General features: G+C 73.1%; 28 protein-coding genes. 8 read left to right on the plus strand and 20 right to left on the minus strand.

What is annotated here, in order from left to right:
• Positions 1 to 183 precede the first annotated feature (183 nt).
• The gene (locus ACH4UM_RS09130; protein WP_398175653.1) at positions 184 to 915 is read right to left on the minus strand and encodes a VIT1/CCC1 transporter family protein; all 732 of its coding nucleotides are present in this window, start codon (positions 913 to 915) and stop codon (positions 184 to 186) included.
• Positions 916 to 1,191: 276 nt separating this feature from the next.
• Between ACH4UM_RS09130 and ACH4UM_RS09135 the strand changes: the two genes are divergently transcribed.
• The 6 genes from ACH4UM_RS09135 to ACH4UM_RS09160 are packed head-to-tail and all read left to right on the plus strand — an operon-like array spanning position 1,192 to position 8,119.
• Positions 1,192 to 2,382 carry an ADP-ribosylglycohydrolase family protein gene (locus tag ACH4UM_RS09135; protein ID WP_398175655.1) on the plus strand — a complete coding sequence of 397 codons (1,191 nt, stop codon included), beginning with the start codon at positions 1,192 to 1,194 and terminating at the stop codon, positions 2,380 to 2,382.
• Positions 2,379 to 3,494 (plus strand): ADP-ribosylglycohydrolase family protein, encoded by a 1,116-nt coding sequence (locus ACH4UM_RS09140; protein WP_398175657.1) that lies wholly within the window; start codon positions 2,379 to 2,381, stop codon positions 3,492 to 3,494. Before ACH4UM_RS09135 ends, ACH4UM_RS09140 begins: the two co-directional genes overlap by 4 nt.
• Before the next feature lie 8 nt (positions 3,495 to 3,502).
• Positions 3,503 to 4,690: an ADP-ribosylglycohydrolase family protein gene (locus ACH4UM_RS09145; protein ID WP_398175659.1), complete on the plus strand. Its 1,188-nt coding sequence runs from the start codon at positions 3,503 to 3,505 to the stop codon at positions 4,688 to 4,690.
• Positions 4,678 to 6,045: an ADP-ribosylglycohydrolase family protein gene (locus ACH4UM_RS09150; protein WP_398175661.1), complete on the plus strand. Its 1,368-nt coding sequence runs from the start codon at positions 4,678 to 4,680 to the stop codon at positions 6,043 to 6,045. Before ACH4UM_RS09145 ends, ACH4UM_RS09150 begins: the two co-directional genes overlap by 13 nt.
• Positions 6,042 to 7,256, plus strand: coding sequence for a CaiB/BaiF CoA transferase family protein (locus ACH4UM_RS09155; RefSeq protein ID WP_398175663.1), 1,215 nt, complete (start codon positions 6,042 to 6,044; stop codon positions 7,254 to 7,256). The genes ACH4UM_RS09150 and ACH4UM_RS09155 overlap by 4 nt, the downstream gene beginning before the upstream one ends.
• A 5-nt stretch (positions 7,257 to 7,261) precedes the next feature.
• Positions 7,262 to 8,119 carry an HpcH/HpaI aldolase/citrate lyase family protein gene (locus tag ACH4UM_RS09160; RefSeq protein ID WP_398175925.1) on the plus strand — a complete coding sequence of 286 codons (858 nt, stop codon included), beginning with the start codon at positions 7,262 to 7,264 and terminating at the stop codon, positions 8,117 to 8,119.
• 61 nt (positions 8,120 to 8,180) lie between these two features.
• Here ACH4UM_RS09160 and lgt read toward each other — a convergent pair whose 3' ends face one another.
• From lgt to ACH4UM_RS09205, 9 genes are all read right to left on the minus strand, one after another.
• On the minus strand, positions 8,181 to 9,221 hold the full coding sequence (lgt, locus tag ACH4UM_RS09165; protein WP_398175665.1) for a prolipoprotein diacylglyceryl transferase: 1,041 nt from the start codon (positions 9,219 to 9,221) through the stop codon (positions 8,181 to 8,183).
• A gap of 145 nt (positions 9,222 to 9,366) precedes the next feature.
• A complete protein-coding gene (locus ACH4UM_RS09170; protein WP_398175667.1) occupies positions 9,367 to 10,143 on the minus strand; it encodes a DsbA family protein in 777 nt (258 codons plus the stop codon).
• Positions 10,144 to 10,280: 137 nt separating this feature from the next.
• On the minus strand, positions 10,281 to 11,099 hold the full coding sequence (gene trpA / locus ACH4UM_RS09175; RefSeq protein WP_398175927.1) for a tryptophan synthase subunit alpha: 819 nt from the start codon (positions 11,097 to 11,099) through the stop codon (positions 10,281 to 10,283).
• Positions 11,100 to 11,113: 14 nt separating this feature from the next.
• Positions 11,114 to 12,397, minus strand: coding sequence for a tryptophan synthase subunit beta (gene trpB, locus ACH4UM_RS09180; protein WP_398175669.1), 1,284 nt, complete (start codon positions 12,395 to 12,397; stop codon positions 11,114 to 11,116).
• A 75-nt stretch (positions 12,398 to 12,472) separates the two neighbouring features.
• Positions 12,473 to 12,715, minus strand: coding sequence for a tryptophan biosynthesis modulator TrpM (trpM, locus tag ACH4UM_RS09185; protein ID WP_398175671.1), 243 nt, complete (start codon positions 12,713 to 12,715; stop codon positions 12,473 to 12,475).
• Positions 12,716 to 12,761: 46 nt separating this feature from the next.
• Complete coding sequence (gene trpC / locus ACH4UM_RS09190; RefSeq protein WP_398175673.1) at positions 12,762 to 13,571, minus strand: indole-3-glycerol phosphate synthase TrpC; 810 nt, start codon at positions 13,569 to 13,571, stop codon at positions 12,762 to 12,764.
• Positions 13,572 to 13,799: 228 nt separating this feature from the next.
• Complete coding sequence (locus tag ACH4UM_RS09195; RefSeq protein ID WP_398175929.1) at positions 13,800 to 14,207, minus strand: DUF2752 domain-containing protein; 408 nt, start codon at positions 14,205 to 14,207, stop codon at positions 13,800 to 13,802.
• Between the two features lie 187 nt (positions 14,208 to 14,394).
• The gene (locus tag ACH4UM_RS09200; protein ID WP_398175675.1) at positions 14,395 to 14,643 is read right to left on the minus strand and encodes an HGxxPAAW family protein; all 249 of its coding nucleotides are present in this window, start codon (positions 14,641 to 14,643) and stop codon (positions 14,395 to 14,397) included.
• A 141-nt stretch (positions 14,644 to 14,784) separates the two neighbouring features.
• Positions 14,785 to 15,432: a TIGR02234 family membrane protein gene (locus ACH4UM_RS09205; protein ID WP_398175677.1), complete on the minus strand. Its 648-nt coding sequence runs from the start codon at positions 15,430 to 15,432 to the stop codon at positions 14,785 to 14,787.
• A gap of 259 nt (positions 15,433 to 15,691) precedes the next feature.
• Here ACH4UM_RS09205 and ACH4UM_RS09210 point away from each other — a divergent pair, with 259 nt between their 5' ends.
• Positions 15,692 to 16,909, plus strand: coding sequence for a peptidase S8 (locus ACH4UM_RS09210; RefSeq protein WP_398175679.1), 1,218 nt, complete (start codon positions 15,692 to 15,694; stop codon positions 16,907 to 16,909).
• A gap of 6 nt (positions 16,910 to 16,915) precedes the next feature.
• Here ACH4UM_RS09210 and ACH4UM_RS09215 read toward each other — a convergent pair whose 3' ends face one another.
• The gene (locus ACH4UM_RS09215; RefSeq protein WP_398175681.1) at positions 16,916 to 18,406 is read right to left on the minus strand and encodes an anthranilate synthase component I; all 1,491 of its coding nucleotides are present in this window, start codon (positions 18,404 to 18,406) and stop codon (positions 16,916 to 16,918) included.
• A gap of 11 nt (positions 18,407 to 18,417) precedes the next feature.
• Positions 18,418 to 18,843 (minus strand): phosphoribosyl-AMP cyclohydrolase, encoded by a 426-nt coding sequence (gene hisI / locus ACH4UM_RS09220; protein ID WP_398175683.1) that lies wholly within the window; start codon positions 18,841 to 18,843, stop codon positions 18,418 to 18,420.
• A gap of 74 nt (positions 18,844 to 18,917) precedes the next feature.
• On the opposite strand from hisI, the gene ACH4UM_RS09225 reads away from it, so the two are divergent.
• Entirely contained in the window at positions 18,918 to 19,553 is a 636-nt protein-coding gene (locus ACH4UM_RS09225; protein WP_398175685.1) for a TIGR03085 family metal-binding protein, read from the plus strand.
• A gap of 137 nt (positions 19,554 to 19,690) precedes the next feature.
• On the opposite strand, the gene hisF is transcribed toward ACH4UM_RS09225, so the two are convergent.
• Genes hisF through hisD form a run of 8 tightly spaced genes read right to left on the minus strand, consistent with a single transcriptional unit; the run spans position 19,691 to position 25,441 of the window.
• Complete coding sequence (hisF, locus tag ACH4UM_RS09230; protein ID WP_398175687.1) at positions 19,691 to 20,461, minus strand: imidazole glycerol phosphate synthase subunit HisF; 771 nt, start codon at positions 20,459 to 20,461, stop codon at positions 19,691 to 19,693.
• Complete coding sequence (locus tag ACH4UM_RS09235) at positions 20,458 to 20,853, minus strand: RidA family protein (RefSeq protein WP_398175689.1); 396 nt, start codon at positions 20,851 to 20,853, stop codon at positions 20,458 to 20,460. Before ACH4UM_RS09235 ends, hisF begins: the two co-directional genes overlap by 4 nt.
• The gene (gene priA / locus ACH4UM_RS09240) at positions 20,850 to 21,578 is read right to left on the minus strand and encodes a bifunctional 1-(5-phosphoribosyl)-5-((5-phosphoribosylamino)methylideneamino)imidazole-4-carboxamide isomerase/phosphoribosylanthranilate isomerase PriA (RefSeq protein ID WP_398175691.1); all 729 of its coding nucleotides are present in this window, start codon (positions 21,576 to 21,578) and stop codon (positions 20,850 to 20,852) included. The genes ACH4UM_RS09235 and priA overlap by 4 nt, the downstream gene beginning before the upstream one ends.
• Entirely contained in the window at positions 21,578 to 22,225 is a 648-nt protein-coding gene (gene hisH / locus ACH4UM_RS09245) for an imidazole glycerol phosphate synthase subunit HisH (RefSeq protein ID WP_398175693.1), read from the minus strand. The genes priA and hisH overlap by 1 nt, the downstream gene beginning before the upstream one ends.
• Positions 22,222 to 22,386, minus strand: a complete 165-nt coding sequence (locus tag ACH4UM_RS09250; protein ID WP_398175695.1) for a hypothetical protein — start codon at positions 22,384 to 22,386, stop codon at positions 22,222 to 22,224. The genes hisH and ACH4UM_RS09250 overlap by 4 nt, the downstream gene beginning before the upstream one ends.
• A gap of 3 nt (positions 22,387 to 22,389) precedes the next feature.
• Entirely contained in the window at positions 22,390 to 22,983 is a 594-nt protein-coding gene (gene hisB / locus ACH4UM_RS09255) for an imidazoleglycerol-phosphate dehydratase HisB (RefSeq protein WP_398175697.1), read from the minus strand.
• Positions 22,980 to 24,119, minus strand: coding sequence for a histidinol-phosphate transaminase (locus tag ACH4UM_RS09260; RefSeq protein ID WP_398175699.1), 1,140 nt, complete (start codon positions 24,117 to 24,119; stop codon positions 22,980 to 22,982). The genes hisB and ACH4UM_RS09260 overlap by 4 nt, the downstream gene beginning before the upstream one ends.
• Positions 24,116 to 25,441 (minus strand): histidinol dehydrogenase, encoded by a 1,326-nt coding sequence (hisD, locus tag ACH4UM_RS09265; protein WP_398175701.1) that lies wholly within the window; start codon positions 25,439 to 25,441, stop codon positions 24,116 to 24,118. The genes ACH4UM_RS09260 and hisD overlap by 4 nt, the downstream gene beginning before the upstream one ends.
• Positions 25,442 to 25,482 lie beyond the last annotated feature (41 nt).

A 25,482-nucleotide genomic window follows, 5' to 3' on the forward strand; every position in this document is an offset into this window, starting at 1 on the left:
GACAAGATCGGTCAGATCCATGCGCGTCGGCCCGAGGGGCGGGGAGAGCAGTGTCCGCCCGCCCCGTGGGTGCGCGGCAGGCCTCATTGCCCACAGCGCTTACGGCTCATGCCCGGTGGTCATGCAGTCGAAACCAGCGAGTAACGGGTACTTATGCGGCCCAACGCATAAGTCCCAGCCACGTCATCCTACGGCCGTTCCGAACAAGGTGCCCAGGACGTACGTCACACCGGCCGCGGCGCCACCCAGGGCAAGCTGCCGCAAACCGCTGTACCACCAGGTCCGCGCGGTCACCCTGGCCACCACCGCACCGCAGGCGAACAGCCCGAGGAGCGCGAGCAGCAGGGCCGGCCACAGCGCGGTGGCACCCAGCAGATAGGGCGCCACAGGCAGCAGCGCGCCGAGCGCGAACGAGCCGAAGGACGAGACCGCGGCGACCAGCGGCGAGGGCAGGTCCCCCGGATCGATGCCCAGCTCCTCGCGGGCGTGTATCTCCAGGGCCTGCTCCGGGTCCTTGGACAGCTGCCGGGCGACCTCGCGGGCAAGTTCGGGCTCGACGCCCCGCGCCACATAGAGGGCGGCGAGCTCGTCCTCCTCGTCCTGCGGGTGCTTGCGCAGCTCACGCCGCTCGACGGCCAGCTCTGCCTCGACCAGCTCACGCTGGGAGGCGACGGAGGTGTACTCGCCTGCGGCCATGGAGAAAGCACCGGCGGCCAGGCCGGCGAGTCCGGTGAGGATGATGGTCTGCTGGCTCACCGCACCGCCCGCGACACCGGTCATCAGGGCGAGGTTGGAGACCAGGCCGTCCATCGCGCCGAAGACCGCGGGACGCAGCCACCCACCGTTCACGTCGCGGTGCGTGTGGTTGTCGCGGTGCGCCTCGTGGAGCGTCGCTTCGGTGTCGAGGATGGCCATGAGGGTCCCCCCAGGAGCTTAGGCAAGGCTTGCTTTTGGACGAGTTCTACTTTTCGACGACAGGGAACCTACGCCGATAATTTCACGCCCGCCAGCAAGGGAAGGCTGGGCTAACCTGCGGTTTTGCACCGCATCGCTCATCCGAGCGGATAACTGCACATATGTCGTACGGGTGACGCTGTGATGCGCGAGGCTGCGCCCGGCCCGGCACCGGGGACAGTTCCGCAAAGGGCCGTGCCCTCACCGGCGCCGCGCCCTGGAGAGGAGAGTCCCCCGATGGCTTCGACCGCCGGCATCCCCCCGGCCGCCCTCCGCGAACGGGCGCGCGGCGCGCTGCTCGGCCTCGCCGTCGGAGACGCCCTCGGGGCGCCGGCGGAGAACCTGAAGCCGTCGGAGATCCGTGCCCGCTGGGGCCGGATCACGGGTTACGTCACCGAGCGCCCGGCCGGCACGGACGACACCGAGTACGCCCTCTTCTCCGGCCTGCTGCTGGCCCGGCACGGCTCGGCGCTCACCCCGTCCCTGGTGGAGGCGGCCTGGCACGAGCTGATCGCCGACCGGGCCGAGGCTCCCTTCCGCGGCGCCGGGTTCAGCGAGCGGGGCACGCTGGAGAACCTCCGCCGGGGACTGGCCGCCCCCATCTCCGCCCAGCACCGGCACGCCTGGAGCGACGGCCTCGCCATGCGGGCCGCCCCCTTCGGGGTGTTCGCCGCCGGCCGCCCCGGCGAGGCGGCCCGCCTGGTGGCGATCGACGGCTCGGTCAGCCACGAGGGCGAGGGCATCCACGGCGGCCGGGCGGTGGCGGCCGGGGTCGCGGCGGCCATGGCGGGCGCCCCGCCGGTCGCCGTCGTGGCGGCCGCCCTCGCCGTGGTCCCGGACGACTCCTGGACGGCCCGCTCGCTGCGCCGGGCCACGGCCGTCGCCCACCGCGGCGAACGCGCGGTCCGCTCCGCGGTCGTCATCGGCGGCTACCCCTGGACCGACCTGGCCCCGGAGGCGGTCGCCCTCGCGTTCGGCGCGTACGCGGCCGCCGACGGCGACTTCCGCGCCGCGGTGCTCGCCGCCGTGAACATGGGCCGCGACGCCGACACCACGGCGGCGGTCGCGGGCGCCCTGGCCGGCGCGACGCAGGGGGCCGCCGCCATCCCGGAGGAGTGGGCGGCGGCCATCGGCCCGGCCCGGGGCAGCTGCCTGCCGTCGATGGCCGGACAGCACGTGCTGGAGCTGGCGGACCTGCTGCTGGCCCGCGCACGGGAGCCCGGGAGGGGCATGCCCGCCGATCGGCAGGAGCGGGCGGACCGGCCCGAGGTCGTCCTGCGGCGCGGACATCTCCCGCGGCGGGACGCTCCCGTACGGCCGGAGGCCCCCGCCCCCTCCCCCGGCCATCTCCCCGACCCCTTCCCCGGCCGTTTCCCCGACCCCGTCGTCGGCCCGCTCGCCCTCCAGGACGGCGAGGTGGGGGCGTGACGCGGCGGGTGGAGGGGTTGCTGCTGGGGCTGGCCGCGGGGGATGCGGCCGGGTGGCCGGCCGCCCGGCACCGGGCCGCGCGGATGCCCGAGTGGACCCGGCGGCTCACCCGGGAACTCGACACCTTCGCCGAGCAGAACGCGACGACCACGCTGCCCGTCCCCATCGCGCTCAACCAGCCTCCCGAGCCGCTGCGCCTGGGCCCCTCCGACGACGCCGAGTGGGCGGTGTTCGCGGCGGAGGCGGTGCTGCGGGCCGGTGACGACGCTGCGCTCGGCGATCTCAGCCGGGAGCGCCGGATGCGGGCCGCGATCGACCTCACCTGGAACACCGTGGCCAGTGAGGTCGCGGCGGCGGCCGAACGCGCGCCCGAGGTCGAGTCGGCGGTGCTGCCACTGCGCGCCCGTATCTCCGTGCGGGCCGGCCTCGGCAACCTCGCCGCCGGTCTGCGCCCGCCCGCCACCGGCCACGACAACCCGCACTACTTCGACGACGCGGCCTGCGTACGGGCCTGTGTGCTGGCCGTGGCCCATCCGGGCGACCCCCGGCGCGCCGCCGAACTGGCCGAGTTCGACGCCCGCTACACCCAGGACGGCGACGGCGTGCACGGCGCCCGGGCGATGGCGGCGGCGCTCGCTGCGGCGCTGGCCGGCGCCGGGCTCGGCGCCTGCGTCACGGCCGCGCTGGCCGAACTGCCCGAGGAGACGGAGATCGGCCGCAACGCCCGGCACGCGCTGCGTCTGGCCCAGGGCGACGAGGGCGCGTTCGCGCTGGTGCCGCTGCTGGAGCACCAGATCGTCGACCATGTCTACAGCTACGGCATCGCCGCCGCCGAGACGGTTCCGGTCGCGCTGGCCCTGGCCACGGCGGCGGGCGGAAGGATCGCGGAGGCGCTGCCGGCCGCGGCCTGTCTGTCCCGGGTCGCCGACTCCGCGCCGGCCCTCGCGGGCGCGCTGACCGGTGCGCTGGGCGGCGGCGAGGCGATCCCGGCGTCCTGGCGGAACGCCTGCCGCACCCTGTCCGGTTGTGTGCTGCCGCGCCTGACCGGTACCGACCTGGTGGAACTCGCCGAACTCCTGGAAGCCGCACAACCGGCCCCTCCAGGAGGATGATTCGGGGCATGACGCCCAAAGGAGAACAGAGCCGAGGTGCGGTGCGGGGCCCGGGCCTGGAGGAGCGAATCACCGGTGCGCTCGTCGGTGCCGCCGTCGGCGACGCGCTCGGCGGCCCCGTCGAGGGCTACTCCCCCGACCAGATCCTCCAGCGCCACGGCGGCCGCGTGCACGGCGTCGTCGGTCCCTGGCACGGCGAGGACTGGCGCACCGCGCGCCCCCTGGCCCCGTACCACAAGGGCGACGGCCACGTCACGGACGACACGTTGATGACGCACGCCCTGGTGCGGGTGTACGCGCGGGTCCGCGACCACCTGGACGCCTACGCCATCGCCGACCACCTGGTCCCCGACCTGATGACCAACCCGCGCTGGATTCCGGAGCTGGAGGCGGCGGCACTGCCACTGCAACGGGTCTTCCTGGCGGAGAAGTGGCTGGTGGCCCGGCTGCACTACGGTCACATCGACCCGCGCGAGGCGGGCGTCGGCAACATCGTCAACTGCGGTGCCGCGATGTACGCCGCCCCGGTCGGACTGGTCAACGCGGCGAACCCGGCGGCCGCTTACGCCGAGGCGCTCGACCTGGCGGGCGCCCACCAGTCGTCGTACGGCCGGGAGGCGGCGGGCGTCCTCGCGGCCGGGGTGGCGGCGGCGTGCGCGCCGGGGGCCACCCCGGACTCGGTCGTGGCGGCATGCCTGTCGCTGGCGAAGGACGGCACCCGGACGGCGATCGAGCAGGTCTGCGAAGTGGCGTGCCGGCACTCGGACTTCGAGTCGGCGCTGGATCCGCTGCGGCAGGCGGTGGCACCGTACGACACGGTCGGCGCCGACTACCGGAACCCCTCGCTGGGTGCCCGCCGCCCGTCCCGGCTGCACGCGATCGAGGAACTGCCCGTCGCGCTGGGCATGCTGACGGTGGCGCGCGGCGACTGCCGCCAGGCCGTCCTGGGCGCGGTGAACTACGGCCGCGACTGCGATTCCATCGCGACGATGGCCGGGGCGCTGGCGGGAGCGCTGGGCTCGCCGGTCCCGGAGGACTGGGCGAAGACGGTGGCGGAGGCCAGCCGTCTGGACCTGTGGGAACCGGCGCGCACGCTGACCGGGGTGGCCCGGGAGATCTTCGAGAAGGACGTACGACGGCGACGGGCCCACGAGCGGGCGTTCGCCGAGATGGGAGACCCGGGATGCTCCGACTGACCTGGGTCCAGCCGGAGGACCTGCTGGGCCACGAGTTGCGCCAGGCGGTGCAGGACGGCCGCGAACCGTCGGCGGTCGCGGCCCGGTGGCGGGCGGCCAAGGGCCCCGAGGCCCCGGCCCGGGCGGGCGCCTCCCCGCAGCGGGCCCCACGCTATCTGCGCCTGCTGGCGGAGGACCTGCTGGACGAACTGGCCGAGCTGCCCAGCCGGCTGGCGGACGTGGAGCCGACGGACCTGACCGCGATCAGGTCCCTGTGCCCCAACTGGCCGGCGCCACCGGGCCCGCAGCGCCCGGCCGCACCCGGCCGGGCGCGCCTGGAGGCCGCCTGGCTGGGCCGGGCCGCAGGCTGCCTGCTCGGCAAGCCCGTCGAGAAGCTCCCCCTCGACGGCATCCGCCAACTCGCCCGGTCCACCGGCAACTGGCCCCTGACCACCTGGTTCACCGCCCGCGGTGTGCCCGAGGACCTGGCCGCGAAGTATCCCTGGAACCGCCGCTCGGCGACCACCTCGCTCGCCGAGAACATCGACGGCATGCCCGAGGACGACGACCTCAACTACCCCCTGCTCAACCTTCTCCTGCTGCAACGCCACGGCAGAGGCTTCACCACCACCGACGCCGCCCGGCTCTGGCTGGACGAACTCCCCGCCGGCCGCACCTTCACCGCCGAACGCGTCGCCTACCGCAACCTCCTGCTGGGCATCGGCCCGCCGCACACCGCCCGTCACCGCAACCCCTTCCGCGAGTGGATCGGCGCCCTGATCCGCGCCGACATGCACGGCTGGACCAACCCGGGCGACCCGGCGGCCGCGGCCGAGCAGGCGCACCGCGACGCGACCCTCACCCACACCGCGAACGGCGTCTACGCCGCGATGTTCGCCGCCGCCGTCATCGCTACCGCGACCACCGGTGCCCACGACGTCCACACCTGCCTGGCCACCGGCCTCAGGGTGGTGCCACCCGGCTCCCGGCTCGCCCGGGCGATCCGGCACGCCATCCAACTGGCCGCCGGACGCGAGGACTTCGAGTCGGTCGTGGACGAACTCCACGCCACCCACTCCGCCTACCACTGGGTCCACGCCGTCCCCAACACCGCGCTGATCGCCGCCGCCCTCACCCACGCCGACGGCGACTTCGCGGGCTCGATCTGCCGGGTCGTCTCCGGCGGCTGGGACACCGACTCGGGCGGCGCCACGGCCGGGGGCATCGCCGCCCTGCTCGCCGGCTCTCCCGCCGCCCTCCCCGACCGCTGGACGGCCCCGCTCAAGAACCGGCTGGCCACGTCCGTGGGCGACTTCAACGGCACCGGCTTCGACGCCCTGGCCCGGCTGACCCACCTGGAGGCGTCCCGCCCATGACGCCGCGCACGCCCGGGGCGGAGTCCCCCGCGCCCCTCGCGGGCCTTCGTGTCCTGGACCTCGCCACCCTCTTCGCCGGGCCGATCGCCGCCACCATGCTCGGTGACTTCGGCGCCGAGGTCATCAAGGTCGAGCACCCCATCAGGCCCGACCCCTCCCGTGGCCACGGCCCCTCGAAGAACGGCGTCGGCCTGTGGTGGAAGCTGCTCGGCCGCAACAAGCGCACCATCACCCTGGACCTGTCCAGGCCGGGCGGCCGGGCGACCCTGCTGCGGCTGGCGGCGACCGCCGACGTGATCGTCGAGAACTTCCGTCCCGGCACCCTGGAGAAGTGGGAGCTCGGCTGGCCGGAGCTGTCGGCGGCCAACCCGCGCCTGGTCCTGACCCGGGTCACCGGGTTCGGCCAGTTCGGCCCCTACGCCTCCCGCCCCGGCTTCGGCACCCTCGCGGAGGCGATGAGCGGCTTCGCCGCGATCACCGGCGAACCGGACGCGCCCCCGACGCTGCCGCCGTTCGGGCTCGCCGACTCGATCGCGGGCCTGGCCACGGCGTACGCGGTGATGACCGCGCTGGCGGCCCGGGAGCGCACCGGCGCCGGGCAGATCGTCGACATGGCGATCATCGAGCCGATCCTGACGGTCCTCGGGCCGCAGCCCCTCTGGTACGACCAGCTCGGATACGTCCAGCCCCGCACCGGCAACCGCACCGGGAACAACGCCCCGCGCAACACCTACCGCACCTCGGACGGCACCTGGGTCGCCGTCTCCACCTCGGCCCAGTCGGTGGCGGAACGGGTGATGCGCCTGGTGGGCCGGCCGGAGCTGATCGACGAGCCGTGGTTCGCGACCGGCGCCGGCCGGGCCGCGCACGCCGACGTGCTCGACGAGGCGGTCGGCGGCTGGATCGCCCGGCACACCCGCACCGAGGTCATGGCCGCCTTCGAGAAGGCCGAGGCGGCCATCGCGCCGGTCCAGGACGTCCGGGACGTGATGGCCGACCCACAGTACCAGGCGCTGGGCACCCTGACCACGCTGTACGACCCGGAGCTCGGCCGGCTGCGCATGCAGAACGTCCTCTTCCGGCTCTCCGCCACCCCCGGCGCGATCCGCTGGGCGGGCCGCCCGCACGGCGCGGACACGGACGCGGTGCTGACCGAACTGGGCCTGACCCCGGAGGAACTGGCCGCGCTGCGCGCGGAGGGCGCCCTGTGACGGCCATCGCCCCCTTCCCGCTGACCTGGCTCTATGTCCCCGGCGACCGCCCGCACGTGGTCGCCAAGGCCCTCGCCTCCGGCGCCGACGTGGTCGTGGTCGACCTGGAGGACGCGGTCGCCCCGGACCGCAAGGAGTACGCCCGCGCCGCCACGGCCGAACTGCTGACCGAGCCGCCGCCGGTCCCGGTCCATGTGCGCGTCAACGCGGTCGGCGGACCGCTGTCCGCCGCGGACCTGGCGGCCGTGGCACCCCGGCCGGGCCTGGCCGGGCTGCGGCTGCCGAAGGTGACGTCGGCGGAGCAGGTGGTGGGGATCGTGAAACAGACCGAGCCGGCGGAAGCCGGTGCGGGGCCGTCCGCGGCAGACGGTCCGGGTCCCCCGCTCTACGCCCTCCTGGAGACCGCCGTGGCCATCGAGCATGCCTACGCCATCGCCTCCGCGCACCCCTCCCTGCGCGGCATCTCGATCGGCGAGGCGGACCTCCGGGCCGACCTCGGGGTGCGGCAGGACTCCGGCCTGGACTGGTGCCGCGCCCGCGTGGTCGTGGCCGCCCGCGCCGCCGGTCTCGCCCCGCCGGCCCAGTCCGTCCACCCCGACATCCGGGATCTGGAGGGCCTGGCCGCGTCCTGCGCCCATGGCCGCGCCCTGGGCTTCCTCGGCCGCGCGGCCATCCACCCCCGTCAGCTCCCGATCATCGAACGCGCCTACCTCCCGACCGACCGCGAGCTGGAGGAGGCCGAGACAATCATCAAGGCGGCCACCACGGACCGGGGCGCGCAGGCCCTCCCCGACGGCCGCTTCATCGACGCGGCGGTGGTGGCGGCGGCGCAGCGGACCCTGACACTGGCCCGCAGATGCTGATCACATGCGGCGAGGGCGCCCGCACGGGCCGCGGGCGCCCTCGCCGTCGTGGAACGGGCCGTCAGCCCTGTTTGGCGGGCTTGGCCTCGTCCTTCAGGTCCGGCGCGTCCTCCGCGGCGTCCGTGTCGTCCTCCGGGTGCTTCGCGTCCCCGGCGTCCCCGGCGGCCACCGACCCGGTGGAGTCGTCCCGCGTCTTGTCCCGGGCCTGGTCCTGCGCCCGGTCCTGCGCCCGGTCCTGCGCCCGGTCCTGCGCCCGGTCCTGTGGCGTGTCCCCGGCGACCGGTTCCACGCCCGGCTCGACCTCGGCCTCCCGGCCCGGCCGCTTCTTCGAGGACACCCAGATGTAGGTCACCGCGAGCAGGAAGACCAGCAGCGCGGTCCAGTCGTTCAGCCGCAGGCCGAGGATGTGGTGGGCGTCGTCGACACGCATGTACTCGATCCAGCCGCGGCCCACGCAGTAGGCGGCCACGTAGAGCGCGAAGGCCCGGCCGTGACCCATGTTGAAGCGGCGGTCCGCCCAGATGACCAGGAAGCCGACGCCGACGCACCACAGGGACTCGTACAGGAACGTCGGGTGGTAGTACCCCGGCACCCGGCCGTCCGCCGAGGAGGTGATGTGCAGCGCCCACGGAACGTGCGTCTCGCGCCCGTACAGCTCCTGGTTGAACCAGTTGCCCCAGCGGCCGATCGCCTGCGCGAAGGCGATGCCGGGCGCGACGGCGTCGGCGTAGGCGGGCATCGGGATGCCCCGGCGCCGGGCGCCGATCCAGGCTCCGAGCGCCCCGAGCGCGATCGCGCCCCAGATACCGAGACCGCCCTCCCACACCTTGAAGGCGTCCACCCAGTTGCGGCCCTCGCTGAAGTACAGCTCGTAGTCCGTGATCACGTGGTAGAGCCGGCCGCCGACCAGGCCGAACGGCACGGCCCAGACAGCGATGTCGGCCACCGTGCCGGCCCGCCCGCCGCGGGCGATCCAGCGCTTGTTGCCGAGCCAGACGGCGACGAAGACGCCGATGATGATGCAGAAGGCATAGCCGCGCAGCGGAATGGGGCCGAGGTACAGCACCCCTCGCGATGGGCTGGGAATGTAGGCAAGTTCCATGGCAAGGTCGACGCTACCGCAGCCGGAGCGGGCCCACGTCGAGCGGCCCGGCTACGGGTCCATAACAGGCGGCCCGCCGCACGGCCGCACGTCCCGCCACCGCTGCTGCCCCTTACTCATCCCTTACTCATCCCTTGTCGGCTCCTCATCCCTTGTCGGCCGCCTCCACCATCTGCTTCAGCTTCGCCGGGGTCATCGTCCGGTCCTGGCCGATGTTCTTCCCGTTCAGCAGGACGGTCGGGGTGCCCGAGAAGCCGCCGGCCCGGAAGGCCTGGTGGGACTTGTCGACCCAGCTGTCGTGCGTGCCGTTTCCGACGCACTTGTCGAAGGCCGGGGTGTTCAGGCCGCCGACCTTGCTCGCGAGCTGGATGAGCTTGTCGTTGCCGGCGTAGGCGTCGTCGGTCTCCTTGGGCTGGTTCTCGTAGAGCACGTCGTGGTACGCCGGGAACCTGCCGGCGTCCTGGGCGCAGGCCGCGGCGTTGGCGGCGCGCAGGGAGCCGGTGCCGCCGAGGTTGCCGTCGATCAGCCTGACCAGGTGGTACTCGGCCCTGAGCTTGCCGGCGTCGGTCAGCTCGTGGATCGTCGGGCGGTAGGCCGCCTCGAACGCCTGGCAGGCCGGGCAGCGGAAGTCCTCCCACACGGTGAGCGTCGACTTGGCGCCGTCCTTGCCGACCGGGATCGCGAGACTGTCCTTGCCCTGGGCTCCCGAGGGCGCGACGATCGGGCCGGCCGCACTGCTCTTGCCGCTCTTGCCGGAGTTCGCGGCGACCACGCCGATCACCGCCGCCAGGCCCAGGACGCAGACGACGCTCGCGGCCACGATCAGCGTGCGCCGTCGCCGCTCCGCGGCCCGCTGCTTCTCACGCTCGACCGCCAGCCGGTCCCGGGCCGTGCGCTTTCCGTGATGGTTGTTCTCGCTCACACCCCCAGAACGAACCGGGGAGGCGCATTGCGCCTCCCCGGTCCCAGGTCCACCCGTTCGGGTGACCGCCATCCGTCGGGCCCTCTCGGGTTCCCCCGGGCCCTCTCGGGTTCCCTCGGACTTCGCGGACCGGCCGCCTACGCCTGTCCGCGCACCCCGGCCGCCAGCTCGCCCGCGAGGGCGCGGACGTCCTCGATGCCCCTCGCGTGGTCCGGGGCGTCCAGCATCCGCTTGACGAAGGCCGAACCGACGATCACGCCGTCCGCGAAGCCGGCGACCTCGGCGGCCTGGGCGCGGTCGGAGACGCCGAGGCCGACGCAGACGGGCAGGCCGGTGCCGGTGGCCCGGGTGCGCCGCACCAGGTCCTGTGCCTGGGTGCCGACGGACTCACGGGTGCCGGTGACACCCATCAGCGAGGCCGCGTAGACGAAGCCGGAGCCGGCCGCGGTGATCTCGGCGAGCCGCGCGTCCTTGCTGCTGGGCGCCACGACGAAGACGGTCGCGAGGCCGTGCTTCTCGGCGTGCTCCCGCCACAGGGCGGACTCCTGGACCGGCAGGTCGGGCAGGATGCACCCGGCGCCGCCCGCCTCGGCGAGCTCGGCGGTGAACCGCTCGACGCCGTAGCGGTCGATCGGGTTCCAGTACGTCATGACGAGCACGGGCTTGCCGGTGGCCGCGTGGGCCTCCTTCACCGTCCGCATGACGTCCGCGATCCTGACGCCGCCGCGCAGGGCGATGTCGTCGGCGGTCTGGATGACCGGGCCGTCCAGGACCGGGTCGCTGTGCGGCAGCCCGACCTCGACGACGTCCGCGCCACCGTCGAAGACGGCCTTGATCGCCTCGATGCCGCCGTCCACGGTCGGAAAGCCGGCCGGGAGGTAGGCGATGAGCGCGGAGCGCCCCTCCGCCTTCGCGGCGGCGAGGGTGTCGGTCAGCAGCCGGCCCTTCCCGCCCATCGATGCAGCCCCGTTCACCTGGCGTCTCCCTCGATCTCGGCGGTGTCGGCCTCGTTGGCGGCCACCTCGGCGTCGGTGTCGTACAGGCCGAAGTAGCGGGCCGCGGTGTCCATGTCCTTGTCGCCGCGGCCGGAGAGGTTGACCACGATCAGCCCGTCCTCGCCCAGCTCCCGGCCGACCTCCAGCGCGCCGGCCAGTGCGTGGGCGCTCTCGATGGCCGGGATGATGCCCTCGGTCCGCGACAGCAGGCGCAACGCCTGCATCGCCGCGTCGTCGGTGACCGCGCGGTACTCGCCGCGGCCCGAGTCCTTGAGGTAGGAGTGCTCGGGGCCGATGCCCGGATAGTCCAGGCCGGCCGAGATGGAGTACGGCTCGGTGATCTGGCCCTCGTCGTCCTGCAGGACGTAGGAGCGGGAGCCGTGCAGGATGCCCGGCTCGCCCGCGGTCAGGGTGGCCGCGTGCTCACCGGTCTCCACGCCGTGTCCGGCGGGCTCGCAGCCGATCAGGCGCACGCCCTCGTCGGGGATGAAGGCGTGGAAGAGGCCGATGGCGTTGGAGCCGCCGCCCACGCAGGCGACGGCGGCGTCGGGCAGGCGGCCCGCGCGCTCCAGGAGCTGGCGCCGGGCCTCGACGCCGATGACGCGGTGGAAGTCGCGGACCATGGCCGGGAAGGGGTGGGGGCCGGCCACGGTGCCGAACAGGTAGTGGGTGCGGTCGACGTTGGCGACCCAGTCGCGGAAGGCCTCGTTGATGGCGTCCTTCAGCGTGCGGCTGCCGGACTTCACGGCGACGACCTCGGCGCCGAGCATGCGCATCCGGGCGACGTTGAGCGCCTGCCGCCTGGTGTCGATCTCGCCCATGTAGATCGTGCACTCCAGGCCGAAGAGCGCGCAGGCGGTGGCGGTGGCGACCCCGTGCTGGCCGGCGCCGGTCTCCGCGATCACGCGGGTCTTGCCCATGCGCTTGGTGAGCAGCGCCTGGCCGAGCACATTGTTGATCTTGTGTGAGCCGGTGTGGTTGAGGTCCTCGCGCTTGAGGAAGACACGGGCGCCGCCCGCGTGCACGGCGAACCGGGGCACCTCGGTGAGGGCGCTGGGCCGGCCGGTGTAGTTGACGAGCAGGTCGTCGAGCTCGCGCGCGAACTCGGGGTCGGTCTTGGCCTTGTCGTACTCGACGGCGACCTCGTCCACGGCGGCGACGAGCGCCTCCGGGATGAATTTGCCGCCGTACGCGCCGAAGTAGCCCTCGGCGCTGGGGACCCGGCCCTCGGGATCGGGAATGAAGAACTCGCTGGGCATGCGGAAACCTCACGGTGAGTGCGGTGAGTGGGTGGACACCAGTCGTCGCCGTGGGGGCAGGGCTTGTCCGGACGGCTACCGGCCGTCCGCGGCTCGTCGCGCGCACTCGGCGAAGCCGCGTGGCCGGGCACAGCCCCGCGCCCCTTCGGCGCGCCGCTGCCATCGCATGCCGTTCACCTGGCCGGGCTCGTCGCCGATGACGTACCGCACCCGCCGGCCGTGCACGCGACGCGCGGGCGCACGGCAGCCCCGGGGCCGGCAGCCGCGCGCGAGGCGGGCGTACGGGTCCCTGGAGGGCTCGGTGATCGGAAGCGTCATCACGGCAACTCTACCGGCGTACGGCCACTGGTGTGACCGGCCCGTCTCAGCCCCGCCCGTGCCGCAGCGCGGGGTGCGCCCCCGCCGCGACCAGGTCGGCGACCGCGGCCTTCGGGTCGCGGCCGGTGACGAGGGACTCGCCGACCAGGACCGCGTCGGCGCCGGCGTTGGCGTAGGCGATGAGGTCGTGCGGGCCGCGGACGCCGGACTCGGCGACCTTGACGAGGGCGTCCGGGATCTCGGGCGCCACCCGCTCGAAGGTGTTGCGGTCGACCTCGAGCGTCTTCAGGTTGCGCGCGTTGACGCCGATCACCCTGGCGCCCGCGTCCACCGCCCGCTCGACCTCGTCCTCGTCGTGCACCTCGACGAGCGGGGTGAGTCCGATGGACACCGCGCGCTCGATCAGCGACTCCAGCGCGGGCTGGTCGAGGGCGGCGACGATCAGCAGGGCGAGGTCGGCGCCGTAGGCCCGGGCCTCCCACAGCTGGTACGACGTGACGATGAAGTCCTTGCGCAGGACCGGGATGTCCACGCGGGCGCGAACGGCCTCCAGATCGGCCAGCGAGCCGCCGAAGCGCCGCTCCTCGGTCAGCACCGAGATCACGGAGGCACCGCCCGCCTCGTAGTCCGCGGCGAGCCCGGCCGGGTCGGCGATCGCGGCCAGCGCCCCCTTGGACGGGCTGGAGCGCTTGACCTCGCAGATGACCTTGACGCCTTCGCCCTTGAGCGCGGCCACCCCGTCCTTGGCGGCGGGTGCCTTCGCCGCGCGCTCCTTGAGCTCGTCGAGGCTGACGCGCGCCTGCCGCTCCGAAAGGTCGGCACGGACTCCGTCGATGATCTCGTCGAGCACACTCACGCGAGCGGCCCCCTTCCAGAGGGTTGACTGTTCCAGCGGTCGAGCGGCCTCCGGCGGCCCGCCTGGCGGAGATCCGGCGGATCCGGGAAATCCAGCGGATCCGGCGGATCCGGCGAACCAGGCAATCAAGCGGACGAAACCAGTGGTCACTGCGATGGTATCCGGAGCGGGGCACAGTCCTCGCATCCGGTTGACGGCGGTCCCACTACCTGGACATTCGCCGGTCGATCAAGGGTGTAGCCAGCCGCCGGAGGGCAGGTTCCGGACAACCGTGAAGGCCAGCAGCAGCGCGCCCAGGCTCCACAGGTGCGCCGGCCCGGGTTCGATCCGCAGCGGCCGCCCGCGCACCGCGCGCAGCGCCCACGCGGTCCACAGCACGGCGAAGGCCAGATAGCCCGCGACGGCCAGGGCGTTGTCCTGCAGGGCCGCGAGGAAGTCCCCGTGCACGAAGGCGTGGGCGCTGCGCAGTCCGCCGCAGCCGGGGCAGTAGACGCCGGCGTAGCGCAGGAGGGGACAGACGGGGTAGTGACCGGGCTGGTTGGGGTCCACGGCCCCGACGTACGCGAAGGCGGCTGCCACGGCGCCCAGGACCGCCGCGGGGACGGCGAGCCGCCCCAGCACGGCTGCGGTGTGCATCGGCACCCTCGCCGTGGTGTCGTGCGTGTGCCTCGGGCGGGGAATGGGCGTCCGGCCGCGCATCGCCCGGTGGCTGTCGGCGTTCACGTCTCGCATTCTGCCCGGTGCGGCGCGTGCGCGCGCGTGAGGGGCGGCACCGGGCCGCCCCTCCCCCCTCGGCGTCGCGTACGGGTGCGCTGTTCGGGCGTCAGCCCTCGGCGCCGGCCGGCTGGCCCTTGTCCGCGACCTGGTGCACCGGGTGCTCGTTCTTCTGGCCGAGGCCCATCATGCGCATGATGCCGCCGACGACACCGCCGAGCAGCACGACACCGATGCCGGCCCAGAAGCCGACCGGCTGGGCCATCACCATGAAGGCGCCCGCGGCGCAGAAACCGATGAAGGCGATGATGACACCGGTCCAGGCGGCCGGGGTGTGACCGTGGCTGCTGCCCGCCATGACTTGCTCCTCGTTGCTTGTACGTGTCTGAGCCGGACGCTCGGGTTCATTGTCCCGTACGCGCGCACGCGACGTGACCGGGGGTGGCTCCTCGCGTGCGCGTTTCACCGCAGCGCCGAGGCCGCCTGCGCCGGGCGGCGGTCAGGCGGGTTCCGTGCCGGTGGGGTCCTCGCCACGGTCCAGGGCCTTCCACAGGTCCTCCGGGCGGTCGGGGTCCACCGGCCGGGGGGCGCGTGAGCGGGGTGCCCCGGAGCGCTCGTAGCGGCCGGACATGGCCGGCCACAGCCGGCCGTAGCGCAGGGCGAGCAGGCCGGCGAGGAGGATCAGCGCGCCGCCCACCGCCGCGACGTAGGGCCAGCCGGTGTGGCTGAGTGCGGAGGCGGTCGCGGCGGTGTCGCCGGAGGCCCGCGCGGCCTTCTCGTCGAGGGCGGAGCTGTCGGAGACGCCGAAGAGGGCCGCGGCGACCGTGCCGGCGCCGGAGAGCGCGAGCAGGAGGGCGACCAGGAGACGGCCGGAGCGGCGGACGGCGAACACGGCGACGAGTGCGGCCAGGCCCACTATCGCGAGCGCCGCGGGCACGCCCGTGACCTCGCTGCCCTTGGCGGTCAGGGGGAAGGCGCCGCCGGCCACCGTCGCGGTGCCCTCCGCCCAGCGCTGCCGGGTCGCCAGCAACGCCACGGCCGCGCCGAGCGCACCGCACAGCAGGGCGACGGCGAGGCTCCGGCGGCCGGACCGGGCGGGGGCGGCGGCTTCGGAACGGGGGTGAGGTACGGCAGTCACGTACACCACTATCGCCTGAACCCCGGGCGAACCGTCACCCGGGTCCGTCAACCCGTGTGCGGGCCGGTTTCACCCCATGGTTCTCCCACGGGCCGCACACGGATCTCCCGGAAAACGGCAAAAGAACGTCCTCGATTCAACTTCTCTCTTGCTGGCGTGTCCGGCCATCCGTAGGTTCTGCGCGGCCGTCGCGCGCACCCCACGCCCCGGCTGCACCTCGCACCCCCCACGCCTCTTCCCCATCCACCCATCCCGTGGAGGATGCACCTTGCGCAGAACCGTTTCTGCTGCCGCCGCGGCCACCCTCGCCACGGCCGCCCTCGCCCTGGCCGCACCGGTCGGCCGGGCGGCGTCCACGGCGTCCACGGCGCACGGCGTCACCGTCGCGCACTCGTGTGCGGCCCCGACGCAGAAGGACGTCATGGCGTGCAATGCGCTCAAGGTCGTCGCGGGCACCCCCAGGTCCGCACCCGCGCAGAACGGCCCCACGGCCGCGGCCGCGCCTTCCGGCTACGGTCCCGCCTCGCTCCAGGCGGCCTACAACCTGCCTTCCTCGACCGGCGGTTCGGGCCAGACGGTGGCGATCGTCGACGCCTACAACGACCCGAACGCCGAGGCGGACCTCGGCGTCTACCGCTCGCAGTACGGGCTGCCCGCCTGCACCACCGCGGGCGGCTGCTTCAAGAAGGTCGACCAGAACGGCACAACCAGGTACCCGCGCGGCGACTCCGGCTGGGCGGAGGAGATCTCGCTCGACCTCGACATGGTGAGCGCGGCCTGCCCGAACTGCAAGATCCTGCTGGTCGAGGCCGGTTCGGCGAGCATGGCCAACCTCGGCACCGCGGTGAACACCGCCGTGCGACTGGGTGCGAGGTTCGTCTCCAACAGCTACGGCGGTTCCGAGTCCTCCAGCGACGCCACCTACGACTCCTCGTACTTCAACCACCCGGGCGTCGCCATCACCGTCTCCTCCGGCGACAACGGCTACGGCGTGGAGTATCCGGCCGCCTCCAGGTACGTGACGGCCGTGGGCGGTACGTCCCTGACGACCGCCTCCACCTCCCGCGGCTGGACCGACACCGTGTGGAGCGGGGCAGGCTCGGGCTGCTCCGGCTACGACGCCAAGCCGGCCTGGCAGACCGACGGCGGCTGCGCGAGGCGCACCGTCGCCGACGTCTCCGCGGTCGCCGACCCCAACACCGGCGTCGCGGTCTACGACAGCTACCGGCAGGCCACCGGCTGGATGGTCTTCGGCGGCACCAGCGCCTCGGCGCCACTGATCGCGGCCACCTACGCGCTGGCGGGTGCCCCGTCCTCCGGCTCGTACCCGGCGTCCTTCCCGTACGCCCACACCTCGGCCCTGTACGACGTGACCAGCGGCTCAGACGGCAGCTGCGGTGGTTCGTACCTGTGCACCGGTACCGCCGGGTACGACGGGCCGTCCGGCCTCGGCGTCCCGAACGGCACCGCGGCCTTCACCGGCTGAACGGCTCTATGAGCCGAGCCGGTTGGCACTGTGCACCGCGCGGAGGACGGCCGCCGCCTTGTTGCGGCATTCGGTGTCCTCCGCGACCGGGTCGGAGTCGGCGACGATGCCGGCTCCGGCCTGTACGTAGGCGGTGCCGTCCCGGAGCAGGGCCGTGCGGATGGCGATGGCGGTGTCGGAGTCGCCCGCGAAGTCGAGATAGCCGACACAGCCGCCGTACAGCCCCCGTCGGGACGGCTCGAGTTCGTCGATGATCTGCATGGCCCGTGGCTTCGGCGCGCCGGACAAGGTGCCGGCCGGGAAGCAGGCCGTCAGCACGTCGAAGGCGGTACGGCCCGCCGCGACCCGGCCGGTCACGGTCGAGACGATGTGCATGACGTGCGAGTACCGCTCGATGGACATGAAGTCGACGACCTCCACCGAGCCGGGCTCGCAGACCCGTCCGAGATCGTTGCGCCCGAGGTCGACGAGCATCAGGTGCTCGGCCCGCTCCTTGGGGTCCGCGAGCAGCTCGTCGGCGAGGGCCTGGTCCTCCTGCGGGGTGGCGCCCCGCGGCCGGGTGCCGGCGATGGGGTGCACCATGGCCCGCCCGTCCTCGACCTTCACCAGCGCCTCGGGCGAGGAGCCGACCACGTCGAACCCGTCGAAGCGGAAGAGGTACATGTACGGCGAGGGGTTGGTGGCCCGCAGGACCCGGTACACGTCCAGCGCGCTCGCCGTGCACGGCGTCTCGAAACGCTGGGAGGGGACGACCTGGAAGGCCTCGCCCGCGCGGATGCGCTCCTTGATGTCCTCCACGGCCTCCTGGAAGTCCGGGCCGCCCCACAGCGCGGTGTACTCGGGCACCTCGGAGGGCGGCAGGACGGCCGGCGGCTGGGCGACCGCGCGGGACAGGTCGGCCTCCATGGCGTCGAGGCGGGCCACGGCGTCCGCGTAGGCCTCGTCGACGCCGGTGTCGAGGTCGTTGTGGTTGATCGCGTTGGCGATCAGCAGGACCGTGCCGTCCCAGTGGTCGAGGACGGCGAGGTCGGAGGTGAGCAGCATGGTGAGCTCGGGCAGCCTCAGGTCGTCCCGCTCACCGGCACCGATCTTCTCCAGGCGGCGCACGACGTCGTAGCCGAGGTAGCCGACCATGCCGCCGGTGAAGGGCGGCAGGCCGAGGTCGTGGGCGAGGTCCCTGGGCGTGTGCAGGGTCTCGACCGTGGCCCGCAGGGCGGCGAGCGGGTCGCCCTCGGCGGGCACGCCGACCGGCGGGGTGCCGAGCCAGTGGGCCTGGCCGTCGCGCTCGGTCAGCGTCCCGGCGGACCGGACGCCCACGAAGGAGTAGCGGGACCAGGACCGGCCGTTCTCCGCGGACTCCAGCAGGAAGGTGCCGGGGCGCTCGGCGGCGAGTTTGCGGTAGAGCGCGACCGGGGTGTCGCCGTCGGCGAGGAGCCTTCGGGTGACCGGGATGACGCGGCGGTCGGTGGCGAGCTTGCGGAACGTCTCGAGGTCCATGGCGGCCGACCCTACTGACCCGGGGCGAGGACGCCGGAACCGGTGCCGCCGTCGTCGGCGCAGAGGCCGTCCTCGAGCAGTACGTCGGCGTCGAAGCAGGTGCGGTCGCCGGTGTGGCAGGCGGCGCCCACCTGGTCGACCTTGACCAGCACGGTGTCGGCGTCGCAGTCGAGGGCGACCGACTTCACCCACTGGACGTGCCCTGAGGTGTCGCCCTTGACCCAGTACTCCCGGCGGCTGCGCGACCAGTAGGTGCAGCGGCCGGTGGTCAGCGTGCGGTGCAGCGCCTCGTCGTCCATCCAGCCCAGCATCAGCACCTCGCCGGTGTCGTACTGCTGGGCGATGGCGGGCAGGAGCCCGTCCGTGCTGCGCTTGAGGCGCGCGGCGATCTCGGGAGCGAGGCTGCTGGGTGGGGGCATGCTGGTCATGGGTGCCATTGTGCCGCGCGGAAGGGACGACCAGGGGCGGCGGTCCGGTGGGCGGACTCGCAGCGTGGCCGTAGGCTGACTCCATGTCGACCTTTGCCAAGCGTGAACGGCTCCTGCTCGCCGACCTCTTGGAGACCGCCGGTCCGGATGCGCCCACCCTCTGCGAGGGCTGGCGGACCCGTGATCTCGCCGCGCACGTGGTGGTGCGCGAGCGGCGCCCCGACGCGGCCGGGGGCGCGCTGATCAAGCCACTCGCCTCCCGCCTGGAGAAGGTGCTGGAGGAGTACGCGGCGAAGCCGTACGAGGAGCTGATCCAGCTGATCCGCACCGGCCCGCCGCGCTTTTCGCCCTTCCAGCTCAAGCAGATCGACGAGGCGGCCAACACCGTCGAGTTCTACGTCCACGCCGAGGACGTCCGGCGCGCCCAGCCCGACTGGTCGCCGCGCGAGCTCGACCCGGTCTTCCAGGAGACCCTGTGGTCCCGTCTGGAGCGCACCGCCCGGCTGCTGGGCCGGGGCGTGCCGACGGGCCTGGTGCTGCGCCGCCCCGACGGCCAGACGGCCGTCGCGCACCGCGGCACACCGGTGGTGACGGTCACGGGCGAGCCGGCGGAGCTGCTGCTGTTCGCGTTCGGCCGGCAGAGCGCGGCCCACGTGGAGCTGGACGGCGAGAAGGACGCGATCGCGAAGCTGTCCGAGGCGAAGCAGCTGGGCTTCTGAGCGCCGTGGTGCTGAGCGCCGTGGTGCTGAGCGCCGTGGTGCGCGGCGGCGCCGTGGCGAGCCGCCGCCCGGTGTCCTGCGGGGATCCCGGGCGGCCACTGCGGTGACCCGCCCGGGGTACGCGGACGCGGCCCGGACTACCTGACGGGATGTCCTGCCTCCCGCAGTGCCTGCTTCACCTGGCCGATGCGCAGGTCCCCGAAGTGGAACACCGAGGCCGCCAGGACCGCGTCCGCGCCCGCGGCGACGGCCGGCGGGAAGTCGGCGAGCTTGCCGGCGCCGCCCGAGGCGATCACCGGGACGGTCACGTGCTTGCGGACGGCGGCGATCATCTCCAGGTCGTAGCCGTCCTTGGTGCCGTCCGCGTCCATCGAGTTGAGCAGGATCTCGCCCGCGCCCAGCTCGGCCGCCCGGTGCGCCCACTCCACCGCGTCGATGCCGGTGCCGCGGCGGCCGCCGTGCGTGGTCACCTCGAAGGAGCGGGACGAGCCGTTGCGGGAAGGGGTCCGGCGCGCGTCCACCGACAGGACCAGCACCTGGCGGCCGAAGCGTTCGGCGATCTCCCGGATCAGGTCCGGGCGGGCGATCGCGGCCGTGTTGACGCCCACCTTGTCGGCGCCCGCCCGCAGCAGCCGGTCCACGTCCTCGGCCGTGCGGACGCCGCCGCCGACCGTGAGCGGGATGAACACCTGCTCGGCGGTGCGCCGCACCACGTCGTACGTCGTCTCGCGGTTGCCCGAGGACGCGGTGATGTCCAGGAACGTCAGCTCGTCGGCGCCCTCGGTGTCGTACACCTTGGCCATCTCGACCGGGTCGCCCGCGTCGCGCAGGTTCTGGAAGTTGACGCCCTTGACGACCCGGCCGTTGTCCACGTCCAGGCAGGGGATCACTCGTACGGCCAAGGTCATACGGACACTCCTCGGAACGCCTCCACCTCGACCTCGACGACCAGGCTGGGGTCCACCAAACCGGAGACGATGATCATCGATGCGGCGGGCCGGACGGAGTCGAACAGCTCCTTGTGGGCGCGTCCGACGTCGTCCACGTCCCGGGCATGCGTGATGTACATGCGCGTACGCACGACGTCGTCGCGGCCGAGACCCAGTTCCCCCAGCGCCGCGAGCGCGACGTTGAAGGCGTTGACCGCCTGCTCGTACGGACCGCCTCCGGCGATCTGGCCGTCCACTATTGATGTGCAGCCGGAGACCAGCACAAGGCCGTTCGGCAGCTCGACCGCACGGGAGTAGCCGAACGCCTCCTCCCAGGGAACACCGGTGGTGACGCGTCGTACATCGCTCACTGGGCTACCGCCTCCAAGGCCTCTTCCAGGGTGAACGCCTTCGCGTACAGGGCCTTCCCGACGATCGCGCCCTCGACACCGAGCGGCACCAGCCCGGCGATCGCGCGCAGGTCCGCGAGCGAGGACACGCCACCCGAGGCCACCACCGGGCGGTCCGTCGCCGCGCAGACGTTCTTCAGCAGCTCCAGGTTGGGGCCCTGCAGCGTACCGTCCTTGGCGATGTCGGTGACCACGTAGCGCGCGCAGCCCTCCTTGTTGAGACGCTCCAGCGTCTCGTAGAGGTCGCCGCCGTCACGGGTCCAGCCACGGCCGCGGAGCGTGGTGCCCCGTACGTCCAGGCCGACCGCGATCTTGTCGCCGTGCTCGGCGATGACCTTGGCGACCCACTCGGGCGACTCCAGGGCGGCCGTGCCGAGGTTGACCCGGGTGCAGCCGGTGGCCAGGGCGGCGGCCAGGCTGTCGTCGTCGCGGATGCCTCCGGACAGTTCCACCTTGATGTCCATCGCCCTGGCGACCTCGGCGATCAGCTCGCGGTTGTCGCCGGTGCCGAACGCGGCGTCCAGGTCGACCAGGTGCAGCCACTCGGCGCCGGAGCGCTGCCAGGCCAGGGCGGCCTCAAGGGGAGAGCCGTAGGAGGTCTCGGTCCCGGACTCGCCGTGCACGAGGCGGACGGCCTGGCCGTCGCGGACGTCGACGGCGGGGAGGAGTTCGAGCTTCGAAGCCATCACAGGGTTCCGATCCAGTTGTTCAGCAGCTGCGCTCCGGCGTCGCCGGACTTCTCGGGGTGGAACTGGGTGGCCCACAGGGCGCCGTTCTCCACGGCGGCCACGAAGGGCCGGCCGTGCGTGGCCCAGGTGACCTTGGGGCCGTGCATCGCCGGGTTGCGCGTCTCCACCTGCCAGTCGTGCACGGCGTAGGAGTGCACGAAGTAGAAGCGGGCGCCGGCGTCCAGCCCGGCGAACAGCTCCGAGTCGGCCGGTGCCTCGACCGTGTTCCAGCCCATGTGGGGGACGACGTCGGCCTCGAGCGGCGCGACCGTGCCGGGCCACTCGTCCAGGCCCTCGGTCTGCACACCGTGCTCGATGCCGCGCGTGAAGAGGATCTGCATGCCTACGCAGATGCCCATCACCGGGCGGCCGCCGGACAGCCGGCGGTCGATGATCCAGTCGCCGCGCGCCTCCTTCAGGCCGCGCATACAGGCGGCGAAGGCGCCGACGCCCGGCACCAGCAGTCCGTCGGCGTTCATCGCCCTGTCGAAGTCACGGGTGATCTCGACCTCGGCGCCGGTGCGGGCCAGCGCCCGCTCGGCGGACCGGACGTTGCCGAAGCCGTAGTCGAAGACGACGACCTTCCTGGCCGCTGCGTTGCTCAATTCCACACCCCCAGCCGCATCACGCCGGCGAGCAGGCACATCGCCGCGCCGATGGACAGCAGCACGATCAGGCTCCTGGGCATCTGCTGCTTGACGAAGGAGACGATGCCGCCGACGAGGAAGAGGCCGACGACGATCAGGATGGTGGACAGGCCGTTCATGCTCTACAGCGCGCCCTTCGTGGACGGGAGGATGCCGGCCGCGCGCGGGTCGCGCTCGCTGGCGTAGCGCAGCGCCCGGGCCAGCGCCTTGAACTGACACTCCACGATGTGGTGCGCGTTGCGCCCGTAGGGCACGTGCACGTGCAGCGCGATCTGGGCCTGGGCGACGAAGGACTCCAGGATGTGCCGGGTCATCGTGGTGTCGTACTCGCCGATCATCGACGCCATGTTCTCGGGCTCGGTGTGCACGAGGTAGGGGCGGCCGGAGAGGTCGACGGTGACCTGGGCGAGGGACTCGTCCAGCGGGACCGTGCAGTTGCCGAAGCGGTAGATGCCCACCTTGTCGCCGAGCGCCTGCCTGAAGGCGGCGCCGAGCGCGAGGGCTGTGTCCTCGATGGTGTGGTGCGAGTCGATGTGCAGGTCGCCCTCGGTCTTCACGGTCAGGTCGAACAGACCGTGCCGGCCGAGCTGGTCGAGCATGTGGTCGTAGAAGCCGACGCCGGTCGACACGTCGACCTGGCCGGTGCCGTCGAGGTTGATCTCCACGACGACCGAGGTCTCCTTGGTGGTGCGCTCGACGCGCCCAACGCGGTTCATGCGCTCTGCTCCTTCGGGGGCGTGGGGGCGTCCCCCACGAGAAACTGCGGTTCACGTACCGCGTCGAGGAACGCGTCGTTCTCTTCCGGGGTTCCGGCGGTCACCCGCAGCCATCCGGGGACGCCGTTGTCGCGGACCAGGACGCCCCGTTCGAGGATGCGCTGCCAGGCGGTGTGGGCGTCCGCGAACCGCCCGAACTGGATGAAGTTGGCGTCCGATTCGGTGACCTCGTAGCCGATCGCGCGCAGTTCGGCGACCAGCCGGTCCCGCTCGGACTTCAGCTGCTCGACGTACTTCAGCAGCGTGCCGGTGTGTTCCAGGGCGGCCAGCGCGGTGGCCTGGGTGACCGCCGACAGGTGGTAGGGCAGCCGGACCAGCTGCACGGCGTCGACGACCGCCGGGTGCGCGGCGAAGTAGCCGAGGCGGAGCCCGGCGGCGCCGAACGCCTTGGACATCGTGCGCGAGACGACCAGGTTGGGCCGGCCCTCTAGCAGCGGCAGCAGCGAGTCGCCGTGGCTGAACTCGACGTAGGCCTCGTCGACGATCACCATCGACGGCCGGGCCGCCTGCGCGGCCTCGTACAGCGCGAGGACCGTCTCGGGCGGAACCGCGTTGCCGGTCGGGTTGTTGGGGGTGGTGACGAAGACGACGTCGGGGCGGTGCTCGGCGATCGCCTTCCGGGCGGCGGCGAGGTCGATCGTGAAGTCCTCGCCCCGGGGGCCGGGGATCCACCCCGTGCCCGTGCCGCGCGCGATGAGGGCGTGCATGGAGTACGACGGCTCGAAGCCGATCGCGGTGCGGCCCGGTCCGCCGAAGGTCTGCAGCAGCTGCTGGATGGCCTCGTTGGAGCCGTTGGCCGCCCAGACGTTCTCCGGCCCGACGGGGTGCTTACCGGTCTTCGTCAGGTACTCGGCGAGCCGGGTGCGCAGCTCGACCGCGTCCCGGTCCGGGTAGCGGTTGAGGTTCCGGGCGGCCTCGCGGACCCGCTCGGTGATCCGCTCGACCAGCGGCTCGGGCAGCGGGTAGGGGTTCTCGTTGGTGTTCAGCCGCACGGGGACGTCCAGCTGGGGCGCTCCGTAAGGGGACTTGCCGCGCAGCTCGTCCCGTACGGGAAGATCGTCGATTCCGAAGCTCACTTGCTCGTCGGTACCTTCCAGCCGAACCTTGCCTTGATGGCCGCGCCGTGTGCCGGCAGGTCCTCCGCCTCCGCCAGCGTCACCACGTGATGGGCGACCTCGGCGAGCGCGTCCTGCGTGTAGTCGACGATGTGGATGCCGCGCAGGAAGGACTGGACGGACAGACCTGAGGAGTGGCAGGCGCAGCCGCCGGTCGGGAGCACGTGGTTGGAGCCGGCCGCGTAGTCGCCGAGCGAGACCGGCGCCCAGGGGCCGACGAAGATCGCGCCGGCGTTGCGCACCCGTTCGGCGACGGCGGCGGCGTCGGCGGTCTGGATCTCCAGGTGCTCGGCGCCGTAGGCGTCGACCACCTTCAGCCCCTCCTCCAGGCCGTCGACGAGGACGATCGCGGACTGCCTGCCGGACAGCGCCGGACGGATCCGGTCCTCGACGTGCCGGGTGGCCGCGACCTGCGGCCGGAGCTCCTCCTGAACCGCGTCCGCGAGTTCCACGGAGTCGGTGACCAGGACGGCGGCGGCCAGTGGGTCGTGCTCGGCCTGGCTGATCAGGTCGGAGGCGACGTGCACCGGGTCGGCCGTGGAGTCGGCGAGGATCGCGATCTCGGTCGGGCCGGCCTCGGTGTCGATGCCGATCTTGCCGGTGAAGTAGCGCTTGGCGGCGGCGACCCAGATGTTGCCGGGGCCGGTGACCATGTTGGCGGGCGGGCAGGACTCGGTGCCGTGGGCGAACATCGCGACGGCGGTGGCGCCACCGGCCGCGTACACCTCGTCGACTCCGAGGAGGGCGCAGGCGGCGAGGATCGTCGGGTGCGGCAGGCCGCCGAACTCCGCCTGGGGCGGCGAGGCGAGCGCGATCGACTCGACGCCGGCCTCCTGGGCGGGCACGACGTTCATGACCACGGACGAGGGGTAGACCGACCGGCCGCCCGGCGCGTACAGCCCGACGCGCTCCACCGGGACCCACTTCTCGGTCACCGAGCCGCCGGGCACGACCTGGGTGGTGTGCGTGGTGCGGCGCTGCTCTCGGTGGACGAGGCGGGCCCGCCGGACGGACTCCTCCAGGGCGGCGCGCACGGCCGGGTCGAGCTGCTCCAGCGCTTCCTTGAGCGCCTGGGCCGGGACCCGCACCGACCCAAGGCGCACGCCGTCGAACTTCTCGGCGAAGTCGATCAGCGCCGCGTCGCCACGATGATGCACGGCCTCGCAGATCGGACGCACCTTCTCCAGGGCGGCCGAGACGTCGAAGTCGGCTCGGGGCAGCAGGTCGCGCAGGGCGGGGCCCTCGGGAAGGGCGTCGCCGCGCAGATCGATTCGGGAGATCACGGTTCCAATTCTCTCAGACCGCAGTCGGGCCACGTCCGCCC

Source organism: Streptomyces sp. NPDC020801 (assembly GCF_044334385.1).
Lineage (GTDB): Bacteria > Actinomycetota > Actinomycetes > Streptomycetales > Streptomycetaceae > Streptomyces.

What these genes read in the sequence shown, in the direction of transcription:
- ACH4UM_RS09225 (WP_398175685.1), top strand. Translation starts at nt 18,918, where the DNA reads ATGTCGACCTTTGCCAAGCGTGAACGGCTCCTGCTCGCCGACCTCTTG.
- ACH4UM_RS09200 (WP_398175675.1), bottom strand. Translation starts at nt 14,643, where the DNA reads ATGGCGGGCAGCAGCCACGGTCACACCCCGGCCGCCTGGACCGGTGTC.
- ACH4UM_RS09150 (WP_398175661.1), top strand. Translation starts at nt 4,678, where the DNA reads ATGCTCCGACTGACCTGGGTCCAGCCGGAGGACCTGCTGGGCCACGAG.
- priA (WP_398175691.1), bottom strand. Translation starts at nt 21,578, where the DNA reads ATGGCTTCGAAGCTCGAACTCCTCCCCGCCGTCGACGTCCGCGACGGC.
- lgt (WP_398175665.1), bottom strand. Translation starts at nt 9,221, where the DNA reads ATGGAACTTGCCTACATTCCCAGCCCATCGCGAGGGGTGCTGTACCTC.
- ACH4UM_RS09145 (WP_398175659.1), top strand. Translation starts at nt 3,503, where the DNA reads ATGACGCCCAAAGGAGAACAGAGCCGAGGTGCGGTGCGGGGCCCGGGC.
- hisI (WP_398175683.1), bottom strand. Translation starts at nt 18,843, where the DNA reads ATGGCACCCATGACCAGCATGCCCCCACCCAGCAGCCTCGCTCCCGAG.
- ACH4UM_RS09215 (WP_398175681.1), bottom strand. Translation starts at nt 18,406, where the DNA reads ATGGACCTCGAGACGTTCCGCAAGCTCGCCACCGACCGCCGCGTCATC.
- ACH4UM_RS09135 (WP_398175655.1), top strand. Translation starts at nt 1,192, where the DNA reads ATGGCTTCGACCGCCGGCATCCCCCCGGCCGCCCTCCGCGAACGGGCG.
- hisB (WP_398175697.1), bottom strand. Translation starts at nt 22,983, where the DNA reads ATGAACCGCGTTGGGCGCGTCGAGCGCACCACCAAGGAGACCTCGGTC.
- ACH4UM_RS09195 (WP_398175929.1), bottom strand. Translation starts at nt 14,207, where the DNA reads ATGCACACCGCAGCCGTGCTGGGGCGGCTCGCCGTCCCCGCGGCGGTC.
- trpA (WP_398175927.1), bottom strand. Translation starts at nt 11,099, where the DNA reads ATGGGCGGGAAGGGCCGGCTGCTGACCGACACCCTCGCCGCCGCGAAG.
- ACH4UM_RS09155 (WP_398175663.1), top strand. Translation starts at nt 6,042, where the DNA reads ATGACGCCGCGCACGCCCGGGGCGGAGTCCCCCGCGCCCCTCGCGGGC.
- trpB (WP_398175669.1), bottom strand. Translation starts at nt 12,397, where the DNA reads ATGCCCAGCGAGTTCTTCATTCCCGATCCCGAGGGCCGGGTCCCCAGC.
- hisF (WP_398175687.1), bottom strand. Translation starts at nt 20,461, where the DNA reads ATGACCTTGGCCGTACGAGTGATCCCCTGCCTGGACGTGGACAACGGC.
- ACH4UM_RS09130 (WP_398175653.1), bottom strand. Translation starts at nt 915, where the DNA reads ATGGCCATCCTCGACACCGAAGCGACGCTCCACGAGGCGCACCGCGAC.
- trpM (WP_398175671.1), bottom strand. Translation starts at nt 12,715, where the DNA reads ATGACGCTTCCGATCACCGAGCCCTCCAGGGACCCGTACGCCCGCCTC.
- ACH4UM_RS09250 (WP_398175695.1), bottom strand. Translation starts at nt 22,386, where the DNA reads ATGAACGGCCTGTCCACCATCCTGATCGTCGTCGGCCTCTTCCTCGTC.